Origin of the sequence: Enterobacter sp. Ag1 (assembly GCA_000277545.1) — a bacterium.
Classification (GTDB): domain Bacteria; phylum Pseudomonadota; class Gammaproteobacteria; order Enterobacterales; family Enterobacteriaceae; genus Cedecea.
The window spans coordinates 17,572-41,838 of sequence record AKXM01000026.1 but is presented as its reverse complement, the minus strand read 5'-3'; the positions used below and the strand labels follow the sequence as shown (position 1 = coordinate 41,838).

Sequence of the window (24,267 nt, the reverse complement as noted above, 5' to 3'; positions counted from 1 at the left end):
GATTTTTATCTTCGCGTTATGTTTTTTTGTTTAATCGTAAAATTATGATGGCGATCTGATTTCATATTGAATGACCAGCCTGTTGCACTAATTTATGGAAGCAGTTACGCGATGTTTATTTATTATTTTATTCTTTTTTTGCGAGGTGACGCACATTTGAGTATTCTCTCAATCCCAGAGTGAAATAACGTAATTGAGCAACCGTCAGGGAAAACTCAGGATGAGCTGACCAGCAATCCTGCCGCAGTTTTCTGATGACGGAGTTAACTATGCAAGCTTATTTCGACCAACTCGATCGCGTGCGTTTTGAAGGACCTAAAACCACCAACCCACTGGCGTTTCGTCACTACAATCCGGATGCATTAATTCTTGGAAAACGCATGGAAGAGCACCTGCGTTTTGCGGCCTGCTACTGGCACACATTCTGCTGGACGGGCGCGGATATGTTCGGCGTGGGTGCTTTCGAACGCCCGTGGCAGCAGGCCGGAGACGCGATGGCGCTTGCGAAGCGCAAGGCCGACGTGGCGTTTGAGTTTTTCCAGAAACTGGGCGTGCCGTATTACTGTTTTCATGATGTTGACGTGTCGCCTGAAGGCTCGTCGCTTAAGGAATACCTGAACAATTTTGCACAGATGACGGAAGTTCTTGCGCAAAAACAGCAGGACAGCGGCGTGAAGCTGCTGTGGGGCACGGCTAACTGCTTTACCCACCCTCGTTACGGCGCTGGGGCAGCAACGAATCCCGACCCCGAAGTGTTTACCTGGGCGGCGACGCAAGTCGTGACGGCAATGGACGCCACGCATCAACTGGGCGGGGAAAACTATGTGCTATGGGGCGGGCGTGAAGGGTATGAAACCCTGCTGAATACCGACCTACGGCAGGAGCGTGAGCAAATTGGTCGCTTCATGCAAATGGTCGTTGAGCATAAGCATAAAATTGGCTTCCGCGGCACGTTGCTTATCGAACCGAAGCCGCAGGAACCGACCAAGCATCAGTACGATTACGACGTGGCGACGGTCTACGGCTTCCTGAAGCAGTTTGGTCTCGAAAAAGAGATAAAGGTTAACATTGAGGCTAACCACGCGACGCTCGCCGGTCACTCATTCCACCACGAAATCGCCAGCGCGATTGCACTGGGTATTTTTGGCTCGGTGGATGCTAACCGGGGCGATCCGCAGCTGGGCTGGGATACCGATCAGTTCCCGAACAGCGTCGAGGAAAATGCGCTGGTGATGTATGAGATCCTGAAAGCTGGCGGGTTCACGACGGGTGGCCTGAACTTTGACGCCAAAGTGCGCCGCCAGAGTACCGACAAATATGACCTGTTTTATGGTCATATCGGCGCCATGGATACGATGGCGCTGGCGCTGAAAGTGGCTGCCCGCATGGTTGAAGACGGCGAGCTTGATAAACGTGTCGCAAAACGCTACGCCGGGTGGAATAGTGAGCTGGGCCAGCAAATTCTTAAAGGGCAGATATCGCTCACGCAGCTGGCGCAGTACGCTGAGCAGCACAAGCTGGCCCCGCAGCATCAAAGCGGGCATCAGGAGCGGCTGGAAAACCTGATTAATCACTATTTGTTCGATAACTAAACTTGCCTGCGCCGCTGAAAAGCGGCGCGATATTAAGGAGCTACCATGTATATCGGCATCGATCTTGGCACCTCAGGCGTGAAGGCGGTCCTGCTCAGTGAAGCAGGTGAGGTGATGGCTACATGCAGCGAGCCGCTGACTGTATCCCGGCCTCATTCCCTGTGGTCCGAGCAAGATCCCGAACACTGGTGGCAGGCAACGGACCGTGCAATGCGGGCGTTGGGCGTGAAACATGCACTCAGCGGTGTAAAGGCGATTGGGCTTGCGGGTCAGATGCATGGGGCAACGTTGCTGGACAGCAAACAGCGCGTACTCCGCCCGGCTATCCTTTGGAACGATGGCCGCAGCGGAGAGGAATGTGCGTTGCTGGAGAGCAACGTAGAAGAGGCAAGAGCGATAACCGGCAATCTGATGATGCCCGGCTTTACCGCGCCTAAGCTTTTGTGGGTCGAGCGTCATGAGCCTGAGATCTTTGCGCAAATTAATAACGTGCTGCTGCCGAAGGATTATCTGCGTCTGAGAATGACCGGAGAATTCGCCAGTGACATGTCCGATGCGGCAGGCACGATGTGGCTGGATGTCGCTAAGCGCGACTGGAGTGACACGATGCTCGACGCCTGCCGTCTTTCCCGGCGGCACATGCCTGAATTGTTTGAGGGCAGTGAAATAACCGGTGTACTAACGCGAGAAGTTGCAGAGGCCTGGAAAATGCCTGCTGTGCCCGTTGTGGCTGGCGGGGGTGACAATGCCGCAGGGGCTATTGGCGTCGGCATGGTTGATGCCGGACAGGCAATGCTTTCGCTCGGGACATCCGGGGTTTACTTTGCCGTCAGCGACGGTTTCCGCAGCAGGCCGGAAAGTGCAGTACACAGTTTTTGCCATGCGTTACCTAACCGCTGGCATTTGATGTCGGTGATGCTCAGCGCGGCCTCCTGCCTTGACTGGGCAGCTAAACTCACTGGCCTCGGCAGCGTACCGGCTCTACTGGCGGCGGCGGAACAGGCAAATCAGGACGCCGGTGTGGTTTGGTTCCTGCCTTATCTTTCCGGGGAGCGTACTCCGCATAATAACCCGCAGGCTAAAGGCACCTTTTTTGGTCTGACCCATCAGCACGGCCCCGCCGAGCTTGCCCGCGCGGTGCTGGAAGGCGTGGGCTACGCGCTGGCGGACGGCATGGACGTTGTGCACGAATGCGGTATTACGCCGGACAGCGTCACGCTGATTGGCGGCGGCGCACGTAGCCCGTACTGGCGGCAAATGCTGGCGGATATCAGCGGCCAGGTGCTGGATTACCGCACCGGCGGCGAGGTTGGGCCCGCGCTTGGGGCGGCGCGCCTGGCGCAAATCGCGCTCTCACCGGGCCAGCCTTTACAGACTCTGTTACCTCAGCCGCCGCTGGAGCAAAGGCATCAGCCTGATTTGGCTCGCCACCAGCGCTATGCCGGGCGGCGCCAGGTCTTTAACCAGATTTATCAGCAGCTGCTGCCGCTGATGTCCTGAGTGTCGTGTTCACTTTCCCCTCACCTCGTTCCTCCCCTCAAGGTGGCAAGGGGGATCACAAGCTAAGGTTGGCATGATTTATTCCCTCTCCCTTCCAGGGAGAGGGAATAAATTGCGGTTGAAGAAGATGCTGGACGTGCAGCGAGGCGTTCATCGTCTCAAACCAACACTATCCTGTCCGTTTTTGGTATTAGCAACCGTGAAATCCCTTGTCAGAATGGTTTTAACCTCACTAACAAGGAGTCCGAAAATGTCACGTACAGCGCTGATCAATATTGATACCCAGCAGTCTTTCTTTCACCGGGATTATTGGCGGGAGGATGATGTCCCGGCGTTCCAACGGGCGATGCTGGCACTCATTGCAGGCTGCCGGCAGAAAGGCGTGCCGGTGGTGGATATCTTCCATGTGGATGAAGACGATGTCTTTTCGCTGGCCTCCGGGTTTGTTACGCCGATGCCATTTTTACGCCATCAGCCTGCGGTCAGTTTCCAGAAACACGTCCACAACGCGTTTACCGGTACCGGGCTGGATCATTGGCTCCGTGCCCGAGACATCAACCACCTGATTATCTGTGGGATCCGCACCGAACAATGCTGCGAAACCACTGCGCGGGTGGCCTCCGACCTGGGCTACCGGGTTTCTTTTGTTAGCGAGGCGATGCTGACCTTCCCGATGACCTGGAAAGGCGTTACGCTGGACGCCGCCACCCTGCGCCACCGCACCGAAACCGTGCTGGCAGGGCGGTTCGCCGAAATTCAAACCGTAGCCGAGTGCCTGGAGTCGCTGGAATGAGTGTGGGGGTCTGGTTTGTGGTGCTGCCGGGGGTTTTGTCCCTCGATCTGAGCGGCCCGGCGGAAACGCTGGTGCTGGCGAGGCACGCGTTTGATCTGCACTACATTGGCCCGGACCCTGAGATCGAAACCTCTATCGGCCTGACGTTCAGCGGTATTCAGCCGTTACCTGAGACCCTTCCCGCCGGAAGTCTGCTGGTGCTGCCCGGTGTATGCGATTCAAACCGCTTTTTTGCCACGCCGCAGGCGGAAGAAGTCCGGCGTTGGTTAACCCGGCTGCAGCCGCAAATCCATAGCCAGCAGCTTAATCTGATGTGCGTTTGTTCCGGGGCGCTGCTGGCAGCCCGTGCGGGTTTGATGCACGGCATTCAGTGCACAACGCACCATGACGTGCTTGAAAGACTGAAAGCCGCTGCACCGGGCGCGCAGGTGAAAGATAACCGCATTTTTGTGGAAGATCGCGGCATATGGACTAGCGCAGGGATTACATCGGGGATCGATCTCGCTTTGCATTTGATTAACCGCCACTGCGGGCCACGGATGGCACTCGATGTTGCCAGAGAGATGGTGGTCTGGTTCCGCCGTTCGGGAGACGATCCGCAGCTTTCGCCCTGGCTTCGCTACCGGAACCACATTCACCCGGCGGTGCATCGCGCGCAGGATCTGCTTTCGGCTGCACCTGAGGCTGCCTGGCCGATCCCGGAAATTGCTAACCGGGTTCACGTCAGCCCCCGACATTTATCCCGCCTTTTTCAGCATCACCTGGGCATTTCCGTGCGCGACTACCTGGAACAGCTCCGGCTGGCGGTGGCGGAACAGCGGCTGCAGCAGGGGCAGCGTATGGAACAGGCCGCCAGCGCCGCCGGGTTTTCCTCTCCGCGCCAGCTTCATCGGGCCAGAGGCCGGAGCCGCGACGCTTAGCTCACCAGCTTTTTGCGGTCGAGTTTTCCCAGCCCAACGGCCAGCAGCAGGCTGCCCGCCAGCGTCGCGCCGAAGATCCACAGAATATCCAGCACTGGCCAGTGGGTCAGCTCGATATTATGGGTACGCAGGTAATGGATAATCAGCGCATGAAACCCATAAATACCCAGCGAGTAGCGTGAGATAAACGTCAGGCCGGGCAGCGGGCGCTGGTTCAGGCAGTTTTTGGCGACGACCAGCAGGCTGATGGCGGCGATAAACACCAGCGGGCCGCAGTAGACGTAAAAGGTTTCGGCGAAGTTTTTGTTGATTTCCAACTGCCGATGCGTGCCCAGCGCAATGGAGATGACGCAAATCACAAACAGGCCGCCTGCCAGGCCGCTGACGCCTTTTCTTTGGGTTTCGAGCATCCCAATCGCCCGGCCAAGCAGCCCATAAAGCACGTAATAGAAGGTGTCGCCGTTGATGTAGAGGTTAACGGGCAGCCAGCGCATATTGCCCACCGTCTGCGGCACCGTGTTGGGGTTGGCCACCACGCCAAGCAGCACCATCAGCCCCAGAATTGTCACGGCACTGACTTTCTTCACCTGTATCAGCGGTGAAAGCAGGTAAATCACCATAATCGCGAAGAAAAACCACAGGTGGTAGAACACCGGCTTGACCAGGATATAGCGTAGCGCAAGGCCGGTGCTGATGGGGGTAAACAGCCAGATATACAGCAGCGCAATGGCGCTATAAAACAGCAGGCAGCTGGCTATCCGTAGAAAGTGCCGCTGCTGCGCGCTGCGTTCACCAAAAAACAGGTAGCCGGAAATCATGAAAAACAGCGGGACGCTGACGCGAGAAGCCGAGTTCAGAACGTTTGAAAAGTCCCAGCTAAACGCGGTGACGGTGTGTGGATTCGTGATGTACCAGGTTGTGGTGTGGATCATGACCACCATCAGGCAGGCGATGCCCCGAAGGTTATCTATCCAGTTTATTTTTTGCTGCATTCGTCCCTCTGAACCCGCTTGCTTACCCGTGTCCGGAAATGTCTGAGTTTGCCCGGCGCATCTTGCTATCCCCGTGGCGGCTTCGCAAAATGCCTGCTGCACGAGGAGTTGATATAAGAAACCGAGTTTAACGTACTGGTAGCGAATGATGATGGCAGAAAGAAAAAATAGGCTCCTCTTAACCGCTTTTCTGGCGTTAATGCTCAGCGCCTGCAGTTCTACGCCGCAGGAAGGCCAGGCCGCGCAGAAGTTGCGCCCGGTGGTTCACACCGAAGCAATGGAGCTTGCCTGTAAAAATCAGGCCGCTTATCGCTACAACACCCAGCCGCAGCGTATTAATCTGTCAGATTTTAAGCAGTATCAGGCCAGCTACGAAATGATGGGCAGCACCGCCCGCAAAGAGGGGTTTACCTGTTCGTTTGACGAAAGCGGTCAATTTTCACACCTTTCCAGCCGCGAAAACCTCAACCAACGCGCAACAACCTGACGCCTTTCTCCCTCACGGCCGTTCCGTTGCCGTGTTGATACAACTCGACCGCGTTTGCGTATATACTGGCCGCTTCTCTTAAATCCACCGAACGCGTGCGAATTCAACATGCAAAAGTTTGATACCAAGACCTTTCAAGGCCTGATCCTGACTTTACAGGACTACTGGGCTCGCCAGGGCTGCACCATTGTTCAACCTTTGGACATGGAAGTGGGCGCAGGCACCTCTCACCCGATGACCTGCCTGCGTGCCTTAGGGCCGGAGCCAATGGCCACCGCTTATGTGCAGCCGTCCCGCCGTCCTACCGATGGCCGCTACGGCGAAAACCCGAACCGTTTACAGCACTACTACCAGTTCCAGGTAGTGATTAAGCCTTCTCCGGACAACATTCAGGAGCTGTACCTCGGGTCGCTGAAAGAGCTGGGTATGGATCCGGAGATCCATGACATTCGTTTCGTGGAAGATAACTGGGAAAACCCAACGCTTGGCGCGTGGGGCCTGGGCTGGGAAGTCTGGCTCAACGGCATGGAAGTGACGCAGTTCACCTACTTCCAGCAGGTTGGCGGCCTCGAGTGCAAGCCGGTAACCGGCGAAATCACCTACGGTTTAGAGCGCCTGGCCATGTACATTCAGGGCGTAGACAGCGTTTACGACCTCGTGTGGAGCGACGGCCCGCTGGGGGAAACCACCTACGGCGACGTGTTCCACCAGAACGAAGTGGAGCAGTCCACCTATAACTTCGAATACGCTGACGTGGACTTCCTGTTCACCTGCTTCGAGCAGTACGAGAAAGAAGCGCAGCAGCTGCTGGCGCTGGAAACTCCGCTGCCGCTCCCGGCCTACGAACGTATTCTGAAAGCCGCTCACAGCTTTAACCTGCTGGATGCGCGCAAGGCCATTTCCGTGACCGAGCGCCAGCGCTACATTCTGCGCATTCGCACCCTGACCAAAGCCGTGGCCGAAGCCTACTACGCTTCTCGTGAAGCGCTTGGCTTCCCGATGTGCAATAAGAAAAACTAAGAGGCCGCCATGTCTGAAAAAACTTTTCTGGTGGAGATCGGCACTGAAGAGCTGCCACCAAAAGCCCTGCGCAGCCTGGCTGAATCCTTCGCTGCCAACGTTACCGCCGAGCTGGATGCGGCCAACATCGCCCACGGCGAAGTAAAATGGTTTGCTGCCCCGCGTCGCCTGGCGCTGAAAATTGCTAATCTGGCGGCTTCACAGCCGGATCGCGAAGTCGAAAAACGCGGCCCTGCGGTGTCTGCGGCGTTCGACGCTGAAGGTAAACCAAGCAAAGCCGCCGAAGGCTGGGCTCGTGGCTGTGGGATCACCGTTGACCAGGCCGAGCGTCTGGCTACCGACAAAGGCGAGTGGCTGATGTACCGCGCCCACGTGAAGGGCGAAAGCGTGCAGGCTCTGCTGCCAAACATGATCGCCACTTCTCTGGCGAAGCTGCCGATTCCTAAGCTGATGCGCTGGGGCGCGTCCGATATCCAGTTCGTGCGTCCGATTCATACCGTGACGCTGCTGCTGGGTGACGAGCTGATCCCTGCCACTATTCTGGGCATTCAGTCCGCCCGCGTCATTCGCGGCCATCGCTTTATGGGCGAGCCGGAGTTCACCATCGACAATGCCGACCAGTACCCGCAGATCCTGCTGGAGCGCGGGAAGGTCATTGCCGATTACGAAGCGCGTAAAGCCGTCATCAAACGTGATGCCGAAGAAGCCGCCCGTAAAATCGGCGGTCAGGCTGACCTGAGCGAAAGCCTGCTGGAAGAAGTCACCTCGCTGGTGGAATGGCCGGTGGTGCTGACCGCGAAGTTCGAAGAGAAATTCCTGGCCGTGCCTGCTGAAGCGCTGGTTTACACCATGAAGGGTGACCAGAAGTACTTCCCGGTCTACGCGGCCGACGGCAAACTGCTGCCGAACTTCATCTTCGTGGCGAACATCGAGTCCAAAGACCCGGTGCAGATCATCTCCGGTAACGAGAAGGTGGTTCGCCCGCGCCTGGCAGATGCCGAGTTCTTCTTCAATACCGACCGCAAAAAACGCCTGGAAGACAATCTGCCGCGTCTGGAAACCGTGCTGTTCCAGAAAGAGCTGGGCACCCTGCGCGACAAAACCAACCGTATCGAAGCCCTTTCCGGCTGGATTGCGGGCCAGATTGGTGCCGACGTGAACCACGCGACCCGAGCAGGCCTGCTGTCCAAGTGCGACCTGATGACCAACATGGTGTTCGAGTTTACCGACACCCAGGGCGTGATGGGCATGCACTACGCGCGCCACGACGGCGAAGCGGAAGACGTGGCTGTTGCGCTGAACGAGCAGTACCAGCCACGCTTTGCGGGCGATGCTCTGCCGTCCAACCTTGTAGCCTGTGCGGTAGCGATTGCCGACAAGATGGACACCCTTGCGGGCATCTTCGGCATCGGCCAGCATCCGAAAGGCGACAAAGATCCGTTTGCGCTGCGCCGTGCCGCGCTGGGCGTGCTGCGTATTATCGTCGAGAAAAACCTGCCGCTGGATCTGCAGACCCTGACCGAAGAAGCGGTTCGCCTCTACGGCAGCAAGCTGACCAACACCAACGTGGTGGATGAGGTTATCGACTTTATGCTGGGTCGCTTCCGCACCTGGTATCAGGAAGAAGGCCACGCGGTTGATACCATCCAGGCGGTACTGGCGCGTCGTCCAACCAAACCGGCTGATTTCGATGCTCGCATGAAGGCGGTTTCCCACTTCCGTACTCTGGAAGCGGCGGCGTCTCTGGCGGCGGCGAACAAGCGTGTTTCCAACATTCTTGCCAAGTCTGACGAAGTGCTGAACGACACCGTACAGGCCACCGTGCTGAAAGAAGCCGAAGAAATTCGCCTGGCGACCAACGTTGTCGTGCTGCGCGATAAGCTACAGCCGTACTTCGCCGAAGGCCGTTACCAGGAAGCCCTGGAAGAGCTGGCGAACCTGCGCGAGCCGGTGGATGAGTTCTTCGACAAAGTGATGGTAAACGCAGAAGATAAAGATCTGCGTATAAACCGCCTGACGCTGCTGACCAAGCTGCGCGAGCTGTTCCTGCAGGTGGCGGACATCTCTCTGCTGCAGTAATTGCCTTGTGTTGTGACGCAATCCCAAAACCCGCTTCGGCGGGTTTTTTTATTAATTTTTTTACTTTCAAATATCAATGGATTAACAGAAAGTCGCGTCAGAGGAGGTAAGGGAAATCTGCGCCGAACCGATATATCTCATATCGGCCATTACCTCAGGAACGTTGGGCGCTATGAAAAATATCAAAGTTATCACCGGAATTGTCACTACGCTGGGGATCTTCAGCGTGCTCTTGCTGGTGACCGGGGCTCTGTACTACTCCTCCGTCAGCAGCGATCGCCTTAACTTCCAGAATACCGGCCTGCTGAACTACCAGCAGCAGCAGCTTGGCGGCAGCTTCCAGACGCTGGTTGAAACTCGCGTCACCATCAACCGCGTGGCGATTCGTGTGCTGAAAAATCAGCGTGATCCTGCCTCGCTGGAGGCGATGAACAAGCTACTAACGAATGCCGGTGTGCTGCTGGCCGACGCGCAAAAGCAGTTCTCCAGCTACATGGATTCCGACGATGTGCCGGGTCAGGATAAAGCCCTCGACGACAAAGCGGCGGCCAGCTTCAAGCAAATGCACGACGTCATGGCCCAGTCTATTCAGTTCCTGAAGGCCGATAACTACCAGGCTTATGGCAACCTCGACGCCCAGCAGGCTCAGGACGATTTCAAAGCCGTTTACGGCCAGTGGCTGACTCAGAACACCCGGCTGTTGAAGGCCGCCAGCGCGGAGAACCAAAGCAGCTATACCGGTATGCTCTGGACGCTGGGCACCATTTTACTGATTGTCATCGCGGCGCTGGTGGTTATCTGGCTGGGGTTGCAGCGCGTGCTGCTGCGCCCGCTGAAAAACGTAATGGGGCATATCCAGGCGATCTCTGAGGGGGATTTAACTCGTACGATCGACGCCGAAGGGCGCAGCGAAATGAGCCGCCTGTCTGCCGGGCTTAAATCCATGCAGCAATCGCTGGCGAAGACCGTGAGCGTGGTGCGTGACAATGCGGATTCTATTTACACCGGTGCCAGCGAAATCTCTGCCGGCAGCAGCGATCTTTCCTCCCGCACCGAGCAGCAGGCGGCGGCGCTGGAGGAGACGGCGGCCAGCATGGAGCAACTGACCGCGACCGTGAAACAGAACACCGATAACGCTCGTCAGGCCACCGGTCTGGCGAAAAACGCCTCCGAAACCGCGCAAAAAGGCGGGCGCGTGGTGGATAGCGTGGTCAGCACCATGAACGAAATCGCCGAAAGCTCTGGCAAAATCGTGGATATCACCAGCGTTATCGACAGCATTGCTTTCCAGACCAACATTCTGGCGCTGAACGCCGCGGTAGAAGCTGCGCGTGCGGGTGAGCAAGGGCGTGGATTTGCCGTGGTTGCGGGAGAAGTCAGAACGCTGGCTAGCCGCAGCGCACAGGCGGCGAAAGAGATTAAAGTGCTGATTGAAAACTCGGTATCGCGCATTGATACCGGCTCCAGCCAGGTGCGAGAGGCGGGCGCGACCATGAAAGAGATCGTCTCGGCGGTCACCCGCGTGACTGACATCATGGGCGAAATTGCGTCGGCCTCTGAAGAGCAAAGCAAAGGCATTGAACAGGTGGCGCAGGCGGTATCTGAGATGGATAGCGTGACCCAGCAGAACGCCTCGCTGGTGGAAGAGTCCGCTTCTGCCGCTGCGGCTTTGGAAGACCAGGCGAGCGAGCTACGCCTGGCGGTGGCGGTTTTCCAGCTCCAGCAATCCGGCGGACGCCGTGTGGAGGCGGTGCAGGAAAAACTTCGCCCGCAGCCAGCGACGTTGAAACCGCAAACGGCCTCAGCCTCTGATGCAAACTGGGAAACGTTCTGATTTTTTTCATTGCCAGTGCTGAGCGAAGAGACTCGGGGGGGCCGAAGGTACAGGACTTCCGATTCCACCCTCCGCGAATAGGCATGATTCATCCTGCTGACGGCTGGCAGGATGACACTTTAAATTGTCCGGGCGTCTTGCCAAATCTCAACCGAAACGCCTCTATGTAAGCGCTGATATTGCTGTAGCCGCTTCGCTCGGCGACTTCACTGATGGGTAAACCCGAAGTTATCCACTGGAGTGAGGACACTATTTTCGCCTGTTGCCGCCACTGGCTGAAACTTAACCCGGTTTGCTGATTGAACAAACGGCTGAGATTTCTGACGCTTAGTCCCCATTGCTGAGCAAGCTGCGCCTGATCGAGCCTGGTGGCGGGATGTCTCAATAATTCCTCTGCAACGTTACGCGCCCGGCGATCCGAAGGCAAAGTGAGCTCGAGAGGCCATTGTGGGAGCTGCTTTATTTCATGGCTCAAGAGCGTGAGAAGGCTACATAAATAATCAGATGACAGGGGTTGGTTAACATTAAGTTCTAAACGCGCCAGCAGCGCAAACACAAAATGGTCGGCCCCATAAATCCCCGGTTCAGGTGGGAATAAGGTGCAGGAGGCTGCAGAGAGATAAAGGCTGCTTCCTTTGACGTTGCCCGGAAACCAGGCCCGGTGCTCTATTCCGGTGGGAAACCAACCCAGCGTGCCGGCGGTAACGTGCCACTGCGCCTGTAGCGTTTCAATCACCATCACGCCCTGTTCAAGCCAATAAAGCTGTCCCGAGGTATGTTTGTGCCAGGGCGTTGAGTGTTGACGCAAATAATCAATTTTTTGTGTTTTTATCATATGGCTGATTAACCGTAAAAGTTGTCTTGATACGGATATTATCCAGTTATTAATGCTTTGTAGACTGGGGGCTCCAACAAAAGGAGTTTTCCATGAAATCGCAAAGCCAGAGCGTCATTGACGCATTACAGGAAATTATTTGTAGCCCCGAGCATGATGAACAAAAAATTGCACAGTACTTTGCTGCGGATTACCGGCAAATCGTCGATGGCAAATCACTGAGCTATGATGACTTCATTAATCATATGAGCGCGCTAAAAGTGCAGACCCAAAAAATGCATCTGGCAGTTAAGGCCGCCGTTGGGGAAGGAGACACCGTATTTACGCAGCACTATGTAAAGGTCGAGAAAAATGAGGCTCAATGGAGTGAATTCGAAGTGTTTGCCCGATTTACCTTACTGGCTGGAAAAATTCATCGTTGCGAAGAGGTAACCCGGATGATTCACGGGGTGAGCGAGGACAGTGATTTTGGCAGCAGGCGCTGATTTTCTTTAGTACCCACGATGTTGCCAGAGACAGGAGCTAAGACGGTGGCTTATTAATGACAAACCCCGCGTCATGGCGGGGTTGTTTTCTTGCGGTACAGCGGTTTTCTAACTGATTAACTGTTTACTAAGGCCTGGGTTGGCCTGAATCAGACGCATTAATTTCAGTTCGGTGATGGAGGGTTTGAGTCGTCTGGACTCCCATTCCTGCACCATCGTTACGCTGACCCCCATCACCTGAGCAAAATCATCGATTTTTAGTCCGGTACTTTTACGTAGCTGCTCAAACTCCGAGAAGGCGCTGGGTTTCTGACTCAGGCTAACGGCCTGATTATCTTTAAAAACAATCTGCTCAAGACTGCTAAGCAGCTCAATCATTGGATCTTTATATTCCATTGAGAACTCCTCATAAATCACACAGCGAGAACGTGAACGCAAAGAAGCCTATTAACTGTAGCTGGATTTAAAGCGTGCGTGGGATCACGCTAGTGGCTAAACGTGCTGCAAAAAATGCTTATGCGTTTCAGCTGAATACGCAGTCGAAGTAAGCGCTTGAAAAGCCATAGATGCGGGCTTTTAGTATAAATATGTAAATAGTTATGCGGTTTATGACATCATGCCTGGGGCAGAGGTGTTGACCGCAGCGGGCAAAGATAAAATTTTGCTGGACTGTCTAATGTACTCACATTAAAAAATAACTCATCCGCTGATGCGGTACAAAACCAAATAAAATTAGATCGGCCGTTATTAATTAGATGTCTAATGAATTAATTGTGTGTTTTGTTTTGCTGTTGTTTATTTATCCTGCGTTTCACTGTCAGTGCTATACGTTGTATTTTGCGGTATCTGAATATAAAAAGATGTGTTTTTAACATTTACCATTAATTCAATGATTTCAATTCCTTAATATATAATCGTGGTTTTAAATAAAGGAACTTAATTTTGAAAAAAATCTCTGGCAATCTCGGCATTTGCTTTATCCCTTTTATTTCCTGTATTAGCCCAGGCTGAAGATGGAAAAGCTTATTTAACCGTTGGCGGCGGCGTCGCGTTTGCGCCGGCTTATCAGGGGGCGGATAAATACCGGCCAACGGCGCTTTACGATTTGAGCATCGGCTACAGTCACGGAAGCTGGGGCAGCGTGAGTCTTGGGAATAATGGCCTTAGTTGGGCGCTGCCGCTGGATGAGCCTTTTGGCGTGGCGCTCTTGCTTGATTATGACTCAGGCCGGGATGAAGTTATTAATACGCTTGATGGCAAAGACAGAACGCTTAAGGGCATGGGCGACCTGGGGGGCGCTTTGCAGGCGGGCATGGAGCTAAGCTATCTGTTGGATCCCTTCCGCAGCTATGTAAAGGTGCTGCAGGCGACGAAGAAAAGGCATTATGGCGGAGAGGATTTAGGCCGCACTTTACTGGCTGAACTGGGGGTTGGCACCGTAACGCCTCTTAACGATCAGTTCTCTCTGCAAACAAATCTCTCCACAACATGGGCAAACAGCGGCTATCAACGCGGCTATTTTGGCGTGACTCCCGAGCAGGCGCAGCGCACGGCCTTTTCTACCTGGCGACCAGGCAGTGGTTTTAAGGATGTCACGCTGACCGCAGCGCTAAATTATGAATGGACCCAAAATATTGCGCTACAGGCGGGGGCGGGAGTCACCGCCTTAGTGGGTGATGCCGCCGACAGCCCAATTGTTGCAAAGAAAGTGGCCACGCTGAGTTTTGTCAGCGCCAGCTACAGTTTCTGATATTGGTCCTGGACGAGGATGTGTTTGCATAAGCGGCCAGATTAGCGGCCGCTTTATTATTTACTCTGTATGACTAAACCTGGCTAAGTAGAAGGGCTTTGTTATTCCTCAGCCAGTGCCTTGCCAAAGTTCAGGCAGAGAGGCAAAGCTTGCTCAGAGCGGAAAGAGATTGTTGCGAAAGGGTATCTTGCGAAGGGCGGTTGGACTATTCTTAGCATCGTTATTGGGTGGCAATTTGCCAGGTAGTGCATTGGTGACAGGAGTAGAAATGATGGCGACAGGTAAGTCCTGGTCTCGCTGGTTTGCGCCGCTGGCGGCGTTATTAATGGTGGTGAGCCTGAGTGGTTGCTTCGATAAAGAAGGCGATCAGCGTAAGGCGTTCATCGATTTTCTGCAAAATACGGCTATGCGTAGCGGCGACCGCCTGCCGACGCTGACGTCCGATCAGAAAAAACAGTTTGGCCCGCTGGTCTCTGACTACGCCATTCTGTACGGCTTCTCCCAGCAGGTGAGCCAGGCCATGGACGAAGGCATGAAGCCGGTTGTGGACAGCGTGAGCAGCATCCGCGCTCCGCAGGATTACATGACCCAGCGCGATGCGCTGCGCCAGGCTAACGGTTCGCTGAACGTTTTAGGTCAGCAGGTTCAGAATGCCAAGATGCAGGCCGACGGTGCGCTTGCAGCGCTGAAGCAGCCTGACGATCTGAAAACCGTTTACTATCAGGTTTACCAGAAAGTCGTCACCGGCCCGGCGAACGCCATGGCGCCGCTGATCCCAGCCGCGCAGACCCTGACCCAGCAGCTGGTGCAGGTGGGTGATTTTATCGCCCAGCAGGGAACGCAAGTTGGCTTTGCTAACGGCGGGATTCAGTTCCCGACTTCCCTGCAGGCAAGTCAGTACAACTCGCTGATTGGCCCGCTGTCCGCTCAGCACCAGGCATTTACTCAGGCCTGGGCCGCAGCGCAGACTGCAACGCAGTAAGTTTTAGGCACTAAGAAAAGGCGGAGCGCTTCACGGCGACTCCGCTTTTATTATGGCTGATATTCTCGATAAAAGGATGGCCGGCTGGGTTATTTAATAAACGCTTTTTATTTACTTGCCGGATTTTAAAATATACCCTTTTAAAAAGGACTTAATAATTAGCACGGAGCGGCTATGTATGTTTTACAGAAATGACGTTATTAGTTATCTGCAGTCAAATAAAATTCTTGCTCAAAAGCTTGATCGTGCAGTCATTGGGGTTCGGAAAGCAGTCTCACATCAGATTGAAACCATTGGCGCGGGGGCAACGCGGGCTTTGTATTACACATCCTGCTTTACTGAAGAATACCAGGATGTGTGCCAGCAGCAAAAAACTGAAGATATCAGATTTACTAAGGGTGTTATTTATCTGTTAAAGAATGGTGGCGTCATTGGTGATATGTTGGAAATTTATTTTGTTAATCTTATTAAATTTAGGACATCTGAGCAATTACAATACATCCAGAAAAAACTGATGGCTGTAAATGCCCGTATTGCGTCCAACACACTTACCAGCCACGGACTCGCATTAATGGTTGCGAGCACAGTTGCTTTTGGAATGGGCGCAAGACAAGGTGTGAGTATATTTGCTGGGCATACAGCAAATAGAGTGGCGATGGGTGCGACTATGTATGGTGTCGTCCAGAGAGCAGCAGAAAGCGCCCATCGGCTTCGTGCCGCTTATCCAGGTTACTATTCAGCGCTATACGCGCAAGATCTGGAGATGATGTACTTTCTGATTGAGCCATTGTTTCAATATTCTCGTGCACGAGATGTAGTTTGGACATCAGATGACGAAATTATCGACATTATCACTAGCATGGTTCGATAACTATGATGAATATTATAAAAAGACTTCTTAAGCGATTTTTAAAATCTTTATTCTCTCCGTACATCCCAACAGCGGCAACATTCTTGTTTGCCGTGGTTCTTGTCTATTTTTTTCCTGATGGCCCCATCTGGCCTGTTGGTGTTTTCTTTATACTTATGGTTTATATAACTGTTCGTTACTTGAAATGGTAAATTATATTGTATTTTACCTTGCTATTCGATAACTATGATGAATGTGATTAAACGATTTTTTAAACGACTTTTTAGATCTTTATTTTTTCCCTGTATTCCAACAGCATCAACGGCCTTGTTCGCTATTCTCTGGGTCTATTTTTTCCCTGATGGCCCCATCTGGCCTGTTGGTGTTTTCGCCATATTTATGATTTATATCGTTGCCAGATACTTAAGATGGTGAGGTGCAGGGGAATCTGCCGTGGATTATTGATAAAATAATTATATTTATATGCGAGCAAACATAAATTCAGGAAATGATTATGCGGTATAAGGCTTCGGCTGAGTCCGCCCTATACCGGCATAATGTCATTTATTCGACGGGCTAGCGTTTTCTGGCCCGCCGAATAAACTATTTCAGTACCTGCGGGTTCACGCAGTTCACTTCCACCTTGCCGGTCAGCGCGGTAATCAGGTTATCCACCGCGCATTCCGCCATGCCGTAGCGGGTTTCATGGGTAGCGGAGCCGATGTGCGGCAGGGCGACCACATTCGGCATGCCGAGCAGCGGGGACTCCAGCGGCAGCGGCTCCTGTTCGAAGACATCCAGCCCGGCGGCGTGAATTATTCCCTCTTCCAGCGCCTGAATCAGCGCTTTCTCGTCCACCACCGGGCCGCGCCCGACGTTGATTAAAATGGCCGAAGATTTCATTTTCGCAATTTGCTCTGCACCAATCAGGTGACGAGTTTCGTCGCTTAGCGGCAGCAGAATACAAACGAAATCAGACTCGGCCAGCAGGGTGTCCAGGTCGCAGTAGCGAGCGTTAAAGCGCTCTTCCGCTTCCTTATGATGGCGGCGGGCGTTGTACAGAATTGGCATACTGAAGCCGAAGTGCGCGCGCTGTGCCAGCGCCAGGCCGATGCGCCCCATGCCCAGAATACCGAGCGTTTTATGATGCACGTCGATACCAAACCAGTCAGCGCCAATACTGCTTTGCCATTCGCCGACCTTCACGCGCTCGGCGACTTCCACCACGCGGCGTGCGCTGGACAGGATCAGCGCCATGGCGGTATCGGCGACGGTTTCGGTCAGCACCGTCGGGGTGTGCATCAGCACAACGCCGCGTTCGTTCAGGGCGTCCACATTAAAGTTATCGTAGCCGACAGAAACGGTAGAAGCTGCCCGCAGCTTTGGCGTATGCGCGAGAAACGCTGCGTCGACCTTGCCGCCAGAGCCGAGGATACCTTCCGCATTGGCAAACAGCGCTGCGTTCGCTTGCACGGTTTCCGGGCTGATATCGTCAAGCTGGGTGACGGTAAAGTGGCTTTCAAGCCGGGACAGCAGATTGTCAGGCAGTGCCTTGTAGAGGATGACGGACGGCTTCATGAGATTCTCCGTTTTCGGTTAAACGCGAACCGGGCGACAGAGCGCCCGGCGCGGGGTCAGGCGTGATGTGCGCCGGACGGAATTTGTTGATGATTAGCAGGCTTCACAATCAGAGTAAGCCATACCGAGGCGAGCAGCGCCAGCCCCATAAAGACATAGGACGCCGCCGGGCTGCCGGTGGCACCGTTCAGGTAGCCCACAAACCAGGAGCCGACGAAGGAGCCCAGCGCGCCCATGCTGTTGATTAAGGCCATCGCGCCGCCGGCAACGTTCTTCGGTAGCATCTCCGGGATAATGGCGAAGAAGGGGCCATAAGGGGCGTACATCGCGGCCCCGGCAATCACCAGCAGCGTATAGGACACCCAGAAATGGTTGGCACCGACCAGCCATGAGCCGAGGAACGCCAGGGCACCAATCAGCAGCAGTGGCCAGACGAACAGCTTCCGATTTTGCATTTTGTCCGACGCCCATGAGACGGCGATCATCGCGATGGTCGCGGCCAGATAAGGCACGGAAGAGAGCCAGCCGACTTCCACCATTCCCATGCCTGACGCGCCCGCGCTGCGGATAATCGATGGCAGCCACAGCACGAAACCGTACACCCCGATGCTCCAGGCAAAATACTGCATGCACAGAATAACCACGTTACGTGACCGGAAGGCTTCACTGTAGTTACGCACGGCTTTGATGCCTTCCTGCTCTTTCTGTAACTGCGCCTGCAGGGCCGATTTTTCACTGTCGGACAGCCAGCCCACCTGGGCAGGTTTATCTTTTACCAGCATCCACCAGGCAAACGCCCAGATAACCGCCGGGATCCCTTCGATGATAAACATCTCACGCCAGCCGAAGGCCTGAATCAGGTAGCCGGAAACAACCGACATCCACAGCACTGTGACCGGGTTGCCGAGGATCAGGAAGGTATTGGCGCGGGAGCGTTCGGATTTGGTAAACCAGTTGCTGATATAAATCAGCATCGCTGGCATCACCGCCGCTTCAACCACGCCGAGCACAAAGCGGATGGCGGCCAGCATTGGAATGTTGCTCACCACCCCGGTCAGCGAGGCGCAGCCGCCCCACAGAATCAGGCAGACGAAGATAAGCTTACGCACGCTGCGGCGCTCGGCGTACATCGCGCCAGGGATCTGGAAGAAGAAGTAGCCGAGGAAGAACAGGGCTCCCAGCAGCGAGGAAATGCCTTTGGTGATGCCGAGGTCGTCGTTGATGCCTGCGGCGGAAGCGAAGCTGAAATTGGCGCGGTCGAGGTAAGCCAGGCTATACGTGATAAACACGATAGGCATGATGTACCACCAGCGCTTTGGCGCGATTGTCTGGTTTTTCATGAGAGTGCCTCTATCTTGAGGTTAACCGTATCGCTTTGTTTGTAGGGGACAGAGCGATGGATTTGGCGTTATTCGCCCAGTGCGCTTCGGGTCGGTAGCCCTTCGCTGTCACCGATGACCTGTATCGCCAGTGAGCCGATTTTGTTGCCCCGGCTGACTGCCTGATGCAAAGATTTCCCTTCCAGCAGGGCGCTGATCACCCCGACCGCAAAGCCGTCTCCGGCCCCCACGGTGTCCACTACGTTTTCCACTTTTACCGCCGCGACTGCGCCTTTCTCGCCGTCTGCGGTTTTATACCAGGCGCCGTCTGCGCCGGTTTTTAGCACCACGACCTTCACGCCCTGATGCAGATAAAAATCGGCGATCCCTTCAGGTGTGTTTTGACCTGTTAGCACAATGCCTTCTTTTACGCCGGGCAGCACCCAGTCGGCCTGGAATGCCAGCTGATTAAGCTGTTTCACCATTGCGGCTTCGCTGCGCCACAGCACCGGGCGCAGATTCGGATCGAAGGAAAGCGTTTTGCCCAGCTGTTTCATGGTTTTGGCCGCGTGGTTCAGCAGCGCCAGAGACGTGTCAGAGAGTGCCGCCGCCACGCCGCTTAGGTGCAGATGGCGCGCTGAGAGGAAGTACTCCTCGTTGAAATCGGCCACAGATAAGTGGCTTGCGGCGGAGTCTTTACGGAAATACTCCACGATGGGATCGGTTCCATCTTCGACTTTGGATTTGAGCTGAAAACCGGTGCGGTACTGCTCATCGACCGTTACTCCGCGGCTGTTGATGTTTTCTTTCGCCAGCTGTTGCAGCACGTAGCGGCCAAAAGAGTCGTTGCCTACGCGGCTTACCCAGCCCACCTTCAGGCCCAGGCGAGCCAGCCCCGTGGCGACATTTAACTCCGCGCCAGCCGCGCGTTTCACAAAATGTTCGGCGGCGGCAAGGTCGCCGGTTTCGCTGGCGACAAACATCGCCATCGCTTCACCTATCGTGATGACATCCAGCTGATGCATGGTTATTCCTCGCGTAAAAGATTGACGTAATGCCGGGTAACCGCGACCAGGTCTCGCCCTTCCAGCGGAAACTCAATGCCGCGTGGGGCATCTGGCGGCAGCATATTCAGCAGCCCTTTCCAGTCTGAACTGGCGTCATCCAGCGCCACAGCGCGGTAGCGGTTATGCTGGGCGACCGCTGTTTTGACGTGGATATAGCTCACGGAAGGTGCCAGCGTGCGGGCGGCCTGCTGTGGAGAGTCGTCCACCCACAGCCAGTTGGCCATATCGAAGGTGAGCGTCACCGGCAGGTTGTGAACGCCACAGGCGGCCTGGAAGCGCTGCATTGGCGCAAGTTTGCCGCTGTCGGTTTGGTCGTTTTCCACCACCAGTGCCACGGGACTTTCGCTGAGCCACTGTTTTAGCGTGTCGAATGCCCGGGCGGTGTTGAACTGCCCGAGAGAGAGCTTCAGCCAGCGGGCATTTAGCTGGTGGGCTTCCTGCAGAAGTGAAGGGATCAGCGAGTTTAGCTTGCCGTCGCCCGTGAACAGCGGCTCCGGCGCGGAATAGCAGGCCTCAAGCCCGTGCTGGGTAATTTCTCCGGCCACGGTCGACAGAAAATCCAGCTGTGTGGCGGTGAACAGTTCGCGGCGGATTTCTACGCCGTCGGCCCCCGCTTCAGCAATGATCGGCAGCACCGCCTGCTGGCCACCGAGGGCGGCAAGGCGGTCGTGGCCGTAGGCGGCGGTGACGACAATAATTTTTCGCGGCATGGTGGTCTCCAGGCGATAACAACGAACGACTGATGTTATTTACGCTAGATGGAACCGGTTCCAAAGAAAAGACCCTGCTTGCCAATTTTTGAGCGCCATCACGAACAAAAGATTTAGCGGGAGGTGGAGCCGCGCACGATAAGCTCGCCGGAGAATAGCTGTTCACGTACGGTTTCAGCGGTGCCTTCAATGCGCCTCACAACTTGCTCCAGCGCGGCGTAGCCTATCTGCCAGGTGGGTTGCTTCAGGGTGGTGATGCCGACGCCGGCAAGTTCCGCCCACTCCAGCTCATCAAACCCCAGCAGGCCGATATCGCTGCCCCAGCTCAGGCCGAGGCGGCGCATTGCGCGGGCAACCTGCAGCGTTAGCGCCCCGTTGGCGGAGATCACCGCTTTACGCATACCGCGGTGGCGGGAGTGGAACTCGCGAAGCGTGTTGTCGATCAGTTCGGCTTCATGCAGCGGTGTTTCTGCATTTTCGGCAATTATGCCGGAATGGCGGCCTAATGTGCTGTGAAATGCTCGCAACCGCTCATGGCGGGTGTTCACCATGCCAAGCGGTTCGCTCAGGAAAAGGAGAGCTTCGAAGCCCTGCTCGATGAGGTGTTCGGTGGCGGTTGTTGCGGCCTGAATGTTATCCAGCCCGACCATGTCACAGGCAAAGTCCGGGATTTTGCGGTCGATAAGCACCATCGGCAGGGCGGACTGTTGCAGGCGGTTGAGCCCCTCTTCACGCATCCCAACCGCGTTGACCACAATTCCCTCAACCTGATAGCTGCGCAGCAGGTCGAGGTAGTGCAGTTCCTGATCCACTTCGTTGTTGGTGTTACACACCAGCGGCGTAAAGCCTTTCTCGCGGCAAGCGGCTTCTATACCGCTCAGCACGTCGACGGAATAAGGATTGGTGATGTCGGCAATGATCAGCCCGATAAGGCGGGTGCGCCCTCGCTTCAGGCCGCGCGCCATCTGGCTTGGGCGGTAGTCGAGTTCGGCAATGGCGCGCTCAATGCGCCCACGAAGGTCATCAGACAGCGCGTTCTGCTCACCGTTAAGGTAGCGGGAAACGCTGGTCTTCCCGGTCTTCGCCGCTTTCGCGACATCGCTTATCGTAGGGCGCGCTGCCTTGCCGTTCATAGCCGTCTCCAGAGGGTTAACCCTGCGGAGAGTAACATATTTTTATGCGGGGAAAAGTGAGGTGGCGTCTTTACACCGGTCAGGCAAACCGCGCCACGGCCCATTCAATAAATACCCGCAGCCTGGCGCTAAGGTGGCGGTTGGAAGGATAAACCAGGTACATCTGTTCCGGCGGCGGTGGGTAAGCCTCAAGCACGCTGACCAGCCTCCCGCTGTCGAGATATGGCTGGGCGGCAAAGCGAACGACCTGGGTTAAGGCCGCCCCGGAAAGCGCGATGGCGAGATGGGCGTTACTTTCGTTGACGCTAATCTGATAGCGGTGCTGCATCTCGATGGTTTTTCCCCGATCGACAAAGCGCAGCGGAGAGATGCGGTCATTGCGCGCGTGGCGGTAATGCGCCAGCGGGTATCCCTGTTCAAGTTCTTCGGGCCGGGAAGGCGTGCCGTAGCGCTGAAAGTAGTCCGGCGTGGCGCAGGTAACCCAGTCCATAGTAAACAGGCGGCGGGCAATCAGCGTGGAATCAACCAGTGGGCCGCTGCGTATCACGCAGTCCGCATTGTCGTTGATTAAATCGACCAGTCGGTCGCTGACGCCAAGATCTATGGAGATACCCGGGTAGCGTTCAAGAAATTCCGGCAGCGCGGGAATCAGTATCTCGCGAGAGAAAGATCCACCGACATCCACGCGCAGCACGCCCTGAGGCTCGGTTTGTGATTCGGTCATGCTGCCTTCCATCTGCTCCAGGTCGGCCAGCCATTTTACGGTGCGGCGGTAGTAGCATTCGCCCTCTTTGGTGACCGATACGCTGCGGGTTGTGCGCTGAAACAGCTTGGTCTGCAGGTGGTTTTCAAGATTTTGAATCAGTTTAGTGACGGTCGCTTTCGGCATACTCAGAGAGTCGGCGGCACGGGTAAACCCGCCGGTTTCCACCACGCGATTAAACACCCGAATAGCCAGTAAGTGATGATCCATAGCCGTCCTCAACGAAAAACCCTGCCTCCGGCAGGGTTTTGTTTATCCACGTAAACAATCATCCACATTGTTTAGCGCTAATCATCCGGCTGTGCAAGGAGAGGCCGAAAACCAGCGTGGCCGAGAGCATCAGCGCCCCGCCAAACAGCATGGCGCTGCTGACGCCGTGCCAGTCTACGACTTCACCGCCGATCAGGGCACCTGATGCCAGGGCAACCTGAATCACCGTGACCATCAGCGCCTGGCCTGCTTCCGGCGCGTCCGGCACCGCTTCAAACATCCAGTTTGTCGCGCAGACCGGCACGGCCCCAAAGGCCAGGCCCCACACCAGCACCATTACCGTGGCGCCCGCAAGGCCGCTAAGCAGTGGGGAAACGAGCAGGATAATGGCCAGCATTGCCGTCGCCAGAATGAAGGTCCCGCGCAGGCTGCGCTCCGCCAGGCGTTCCCCGATAAAGGTACCCAGCAGGCCAACTGCGCCGTAGGCCAGCAGCTGGAAAGTGATCGTCGATGGGCTGAGCACAAAGACCTGCTGCAGCAGCGGACGCAGGTAGGTGTAAGCCGAGAAATGGCCCACAAACAGCAGCACAATGGCGATAAGCCCAATGCGGGCCATAGGCAGGCGCAGCGGAGACAGCAAATCCTGAACGGTGAGCGCCCGGCCAGGCGGCACGGAAGCCAGCAGGCGAAACTGGGCAAGCAGCGTGATGGCGGCTAAACAGGCGCTGGCAAAGAATGCCGTACGCCAGCCGAACAGGTCGCCGATTAATGCCCCGGCGGGGACGCCGCACACCGCGCCGACGGACACGCCGCTAATGATCAGTGCCACGGCGCGTCCCTGGCTCGCTTCCGGCACAAGGTGACGGCCATAGTTTATCGAGAAGGACCAGAACCCGCCGACGGAGATCCCCAGCAGTACGCGGCCCAGCAGCATCATCGGGAAGTTAACGGCCAGGGCGGACACCAGATTTGAGACGACCAACAGCAGCGACAGGCCAAGCATCAGCAGGCGGCGGTCGAGGCTGCCCGAAGCCAGGCTCAGGACCGGGGCCGCGACGGCGGCAACAATGCCCGGCATGGTGACCATCAGCCCGGCGGTGCCGGTGGAAATATTCAGGGAAGGTGCGATGTTGGTCAGCAAACCGATGGGTAGAAACTCGGTGGTAACCATGACAAAGCAGGCCACGGTCAGGGAAAAGACCGCGATCCACGGGGATGTGGCAGGTTTATCCTTATTATTCGACATAGTATTGCGCTTCCGCAGAGACATGCATGAGTGACAGGGATCACAATTTACTCAGTCAGCGGCGGGGGATAAATGCAGGATTTATGATTTCACTGTTTCTGTGGGGGAATAATACGGGAGCC

Annotated in this window: 22 protein-coding genes; 12 read left to right on the top strand and 10 right to left on the bottom strand. The window is 55.5% G+C overall.

Annotated elements, in window-relative coordinates; translation table 11 throughout:
* The first annotated feature begins 269 nt into the window (after positions 1-269).
* The 4 genes from xylA to A936_RS10810 all read left to right on the top strand — a co-directional run bounded on the left by xylA (position 270) and on the right by A936_RS10810 (position 4,805).
* Positions 270-1,592, top strand: a complete 1,323-nt coding sequence (gene xylA, locus A936_RS10825) for a xylose isomerase (RefSeq protein ID WP_008457657.1) — start codon at positions 270-272, stop codon at positions 1,590-1,592.
* A gap of 45 nt (positions 1,593-1,637) precedes the next feature.
* Positions 1,638-3,092 carry a xylulokinase gene (gene xylB / locus A936_RS10820; protein WP_008457656.1) on the top strand — a complete coding sequence of 485 codons (1,455 nt, stop codon included), beginning with the start codon at positions 1,638-1,640 and terminating at the stop codon, positions 3,090-3,092.
* Positions 3,093-3,342: 250 nt separating this feature from the next.
* Positions 3,343-3,885: an isochorismatase family protein gene (locus tag A936_RS10815; protein ID WP_008457655.1), complete on the top strand. Its 543-nt coding sequence runs from the start codon at positions 3,343-3,345 to the stop codon at positions 3,883-3,885.
* The gene (locus tag A936_RS10810; RefSeq protein ID WP_008457654.1) at positions 3,882-4,805 is read left to right on the top strand and encodes a GlxA family transcriptional regulator; all 924 of its coding nucleotides are present in this window, start codon (positions 3,882-3,884) and stop codon (positions 4,803-4,805) included. Before A936_RS10815 ends, A936_RS10810 begins: the two co-directional genes overlap by 4 nt.
* On the opposite strand, the gene A936_RS10805 is transcribed toward A936_RS10810, so the two are convergent.
* On the bottom strand, positions 4,802-5,797 hold the full coding sequence (locus A936_RS10805) for an acyltransferase (protein WP_008457652.1): 996 nt from the start codon (positions 5,795-5,797) through the stop codon (positions 4,802-4,804). The two genes, A936_RS10810 and A936_RS10805, sit on opposite strands and share 4 nt — an antisense overlap.
* A gap of 199 nt (positions 5,798-5,996) precedes the next feature.
* Between A936_RS10805 and A936_RS10800 the strand changes: the two genes are divergently transcribed.
* From A936_RS10800 to tcp, 4 genes are all read left to right on the top strand, one after another.
* Positions 5,997-6,284: a YsaB family lipoprotein gene (locus tag A936_RS10800; protein WP_157141404.1), complete on the top strand. Its 288-nt coding sequence runs from the start codon at positions 5,997-5,999 to the stop codon at positions 6,282-6,284.
* A gap of 108 nt (positions 6,285-6,392) precedes the next feature.
* The gene (gene glyQ / locus A936_RS10795) at positions 6,393-7,304 is read left to right on the top strand and encodes a glycine--tRNA ligase subunit alpha (RefSeq protein ID WP_008457647.1); all 912 of its coding nucleotides are present in this window, start codon (positions 6,393-6,395) and stop codon (positions 7,302-7,304) included.
* 9 nt (positions 7,305-7,313) lie between these two features.
* Positions 7,314-9,383: a glycine--tRNA ligase subunit beta gene (gene glyS / locus A936_RS10790; RefSeq protein ID WP_008457646.1), complete on the top strand. Its 2,070-nt coding sequence runs from the start codon at positions 7,314-7,316 to the stop codon at positions 9,381-9,383.
* A gap of 172 nt (positions 9,384-9,555) precedes the next feature.
* On the top strand, positions 9,556-11,217 hold the full coding sequence (tcp, locus tag A936_RS10785; protein ID WP_008457644.1) for a methyl-accepting chemotaxis citrate transducer: 1,662 nt from the start codon (positions 9,556-9,558) through the stop codon (positions 11,215-11,217).
* 88 nt (positions 11,218-11,305) lie between these two features.
* Here tcp and A936_RS10780 read toward each other — a convergent pair whose 3' ends face one another.
* A complete protein-coding gene (locus A936_RS10780) occupies positions 11,306-12,052 on the bottom strand; it encodes an AraC family transcriptional regulator (protein WP_008457642.1) in 747 nt (248 codons plus the stop codon).
* A gap of 92 nt (positions 12,053-12,144) precedes the next feature.
* Between A936_RS10780 and A936_RS10775 the strand changes: the two genes are divergently transcribed.
* Positions 12,145-12,537: a nuclear transport factor 2 family protein gene (locus tag A936_RS10775; protein WP_008457640.1), complete on the top strand. Its 393-nt coding sequence runs from the start codon at positions 12,145-12,147 to the stop codon at positions 12,535-12,537.
* 108 nt (positions 12,538-12,645) lie between these two features.
* Here A936_RS10775 and A936_RS10770 read toward each other — a convergent pair whose 3' ends face one another.
* Positions 12,646-12,933, bottom strand: coding sequence for an HTH-type transcriptional regulator (locus A936_RS10770; protein WP_008457638.1), 288 nt, complete (start codon positions 12,931-12,933; stop codon positions 12,646-12,648).
* A 559-nt stretch (positions 12,934-13,492) separates the two neighbouring features.
* On the opposite strand from A936_RS10770, the gene A936_RS10765 reads away from it, so the two are divergent.
* The 3 genes from A936_RS10765 (at position 13,493) to A936_RS10755 (ending at position 16,140) form a co-directional block, all read left to right on the top strand.
* A complete protein-coding gene (locus A936_RS10765; protein WP_034808797.1) occupies positions 13,493-14,287 on the top strand; it encodes a MipA/OmpV family protein in 795 nt (264 codons plus the stop codon).
* A gap of 271 nt (positions 14,288-14,558) precedes the next feature.
* The gene (locus tag A936_RS10760; RefSeq protein ID WP_008457633.1) at positions 14,559-15,269 is read left to right on the top strand and encodes a DUF3053 domain-containing protein; all 711 of its coding nucleotides are present in this window, start codon (positions 14,559-14,561) and stop codon (positions 15,267-15,269) included.
* Positions 15,270-15,447: 178 nt separating this feature from the next.
* On the top strand, positions 15,448-16,140 hold the full coding sequence (locus A936_RS10755) for a hypothetical protein (protein WP_008457632.1): 693 nt from the start codon (positions 15,448-15,450) through the stop codon (positions 16,138-16,140).
* Positions 16,141-16,722: 582 nt separating this feature from the next.
* On the opposite strand, the gene ghrB is transcribed toward A936_RS10755, so the two are convergent.
* From ghrB to A936_RS10720, 7 genes are all read right to left on the bottom strand, one after another.
* Positions 16,723-17,697: a glyoxylate/hydroxypyruvate reductase GhrB gene (gene ghrB, locus A936_RS10750; RefSeq protein WP_008457630.1), complete on the bottom strand. Its 975-nt coding sequence runs from the start codon at positions 17,695-17,697 to the stop codon at positions 16,723-16,725.
* 56 nt (positions 17,698-17,753) lie between these two features.
* Positions 17,754-19,037, bottom strand: coding sequence for an MFS transporter (locus A936_RS10745; protein WP_008457627.1), 1,284 nt, complete (start codon positions 19,035-19,037; stop codon positions 17,754-17,756).
* A gap of 68 nt (positions 19,038-19,105) precedes the next feature.
* Positions 19,106-20,041, bottom strand: a complete 936-nt coding sequence (locus A936_RS10740) for a sugar kinase (RefSeq protein WP_008457625.1) — start codon at positions 20,039-20,041, stop codon at positions 19,106-19,108.
* Between the two features lie 2 nt (positions 20,042-20,043).
* Positions 20,044-20,793: a sugar phosphate isomerase/epimerase family protein gene (locus tag A936_RS10735; protein WP_008457623.1), complete on the bottom strand. Its 750-nt coding sequence runs from the start codon at positions 20,791-20,793 to the stop codon at positions 20,044-20,046.
* Positions 20,794-20,906: 113 nt separating this feature from the next.
* Positions 20,907-21,926 carry a LacI family DNA-binding transcriptional regulator gene (locus tag A936_RS10730; protein ID WP_008457621.1) on the bottom strand — a complete coding sequence of 340 codons (1,020 nt, stop codon included), beginning with the start codon at positions 21,924-21,926 and terminating at the stop codon, positions 20,907-20,909.
* Positions 21,927-22,005: 79 nt separating this feature from the next.
* The gene (locus A936_RS10725) at positions 22,006-22,899 is read right to left on the bottom strand and encodes a LysR family transcriptional regulator (protein ID WP_008457619.1); all 894 of its coding nucleotides are present in this window, start codon (positions 22,897-22,899) and stop codon (positions 22,006-22,008) included.
* 58 nt (positions 22,900-22,957) lie between these two features.
* Positions 22,958-24,145, bottom strand: a complete 1,188-nt coding sequence (locus A936_RS10720) for an MFS transporter (protein ID WP_008457617.1) — start codon at positions 24,143-24,145, stop codon at positions 22,958-22,960.
* Positions 24,146-24,267 lie beyond the last annotated feature (122 nt).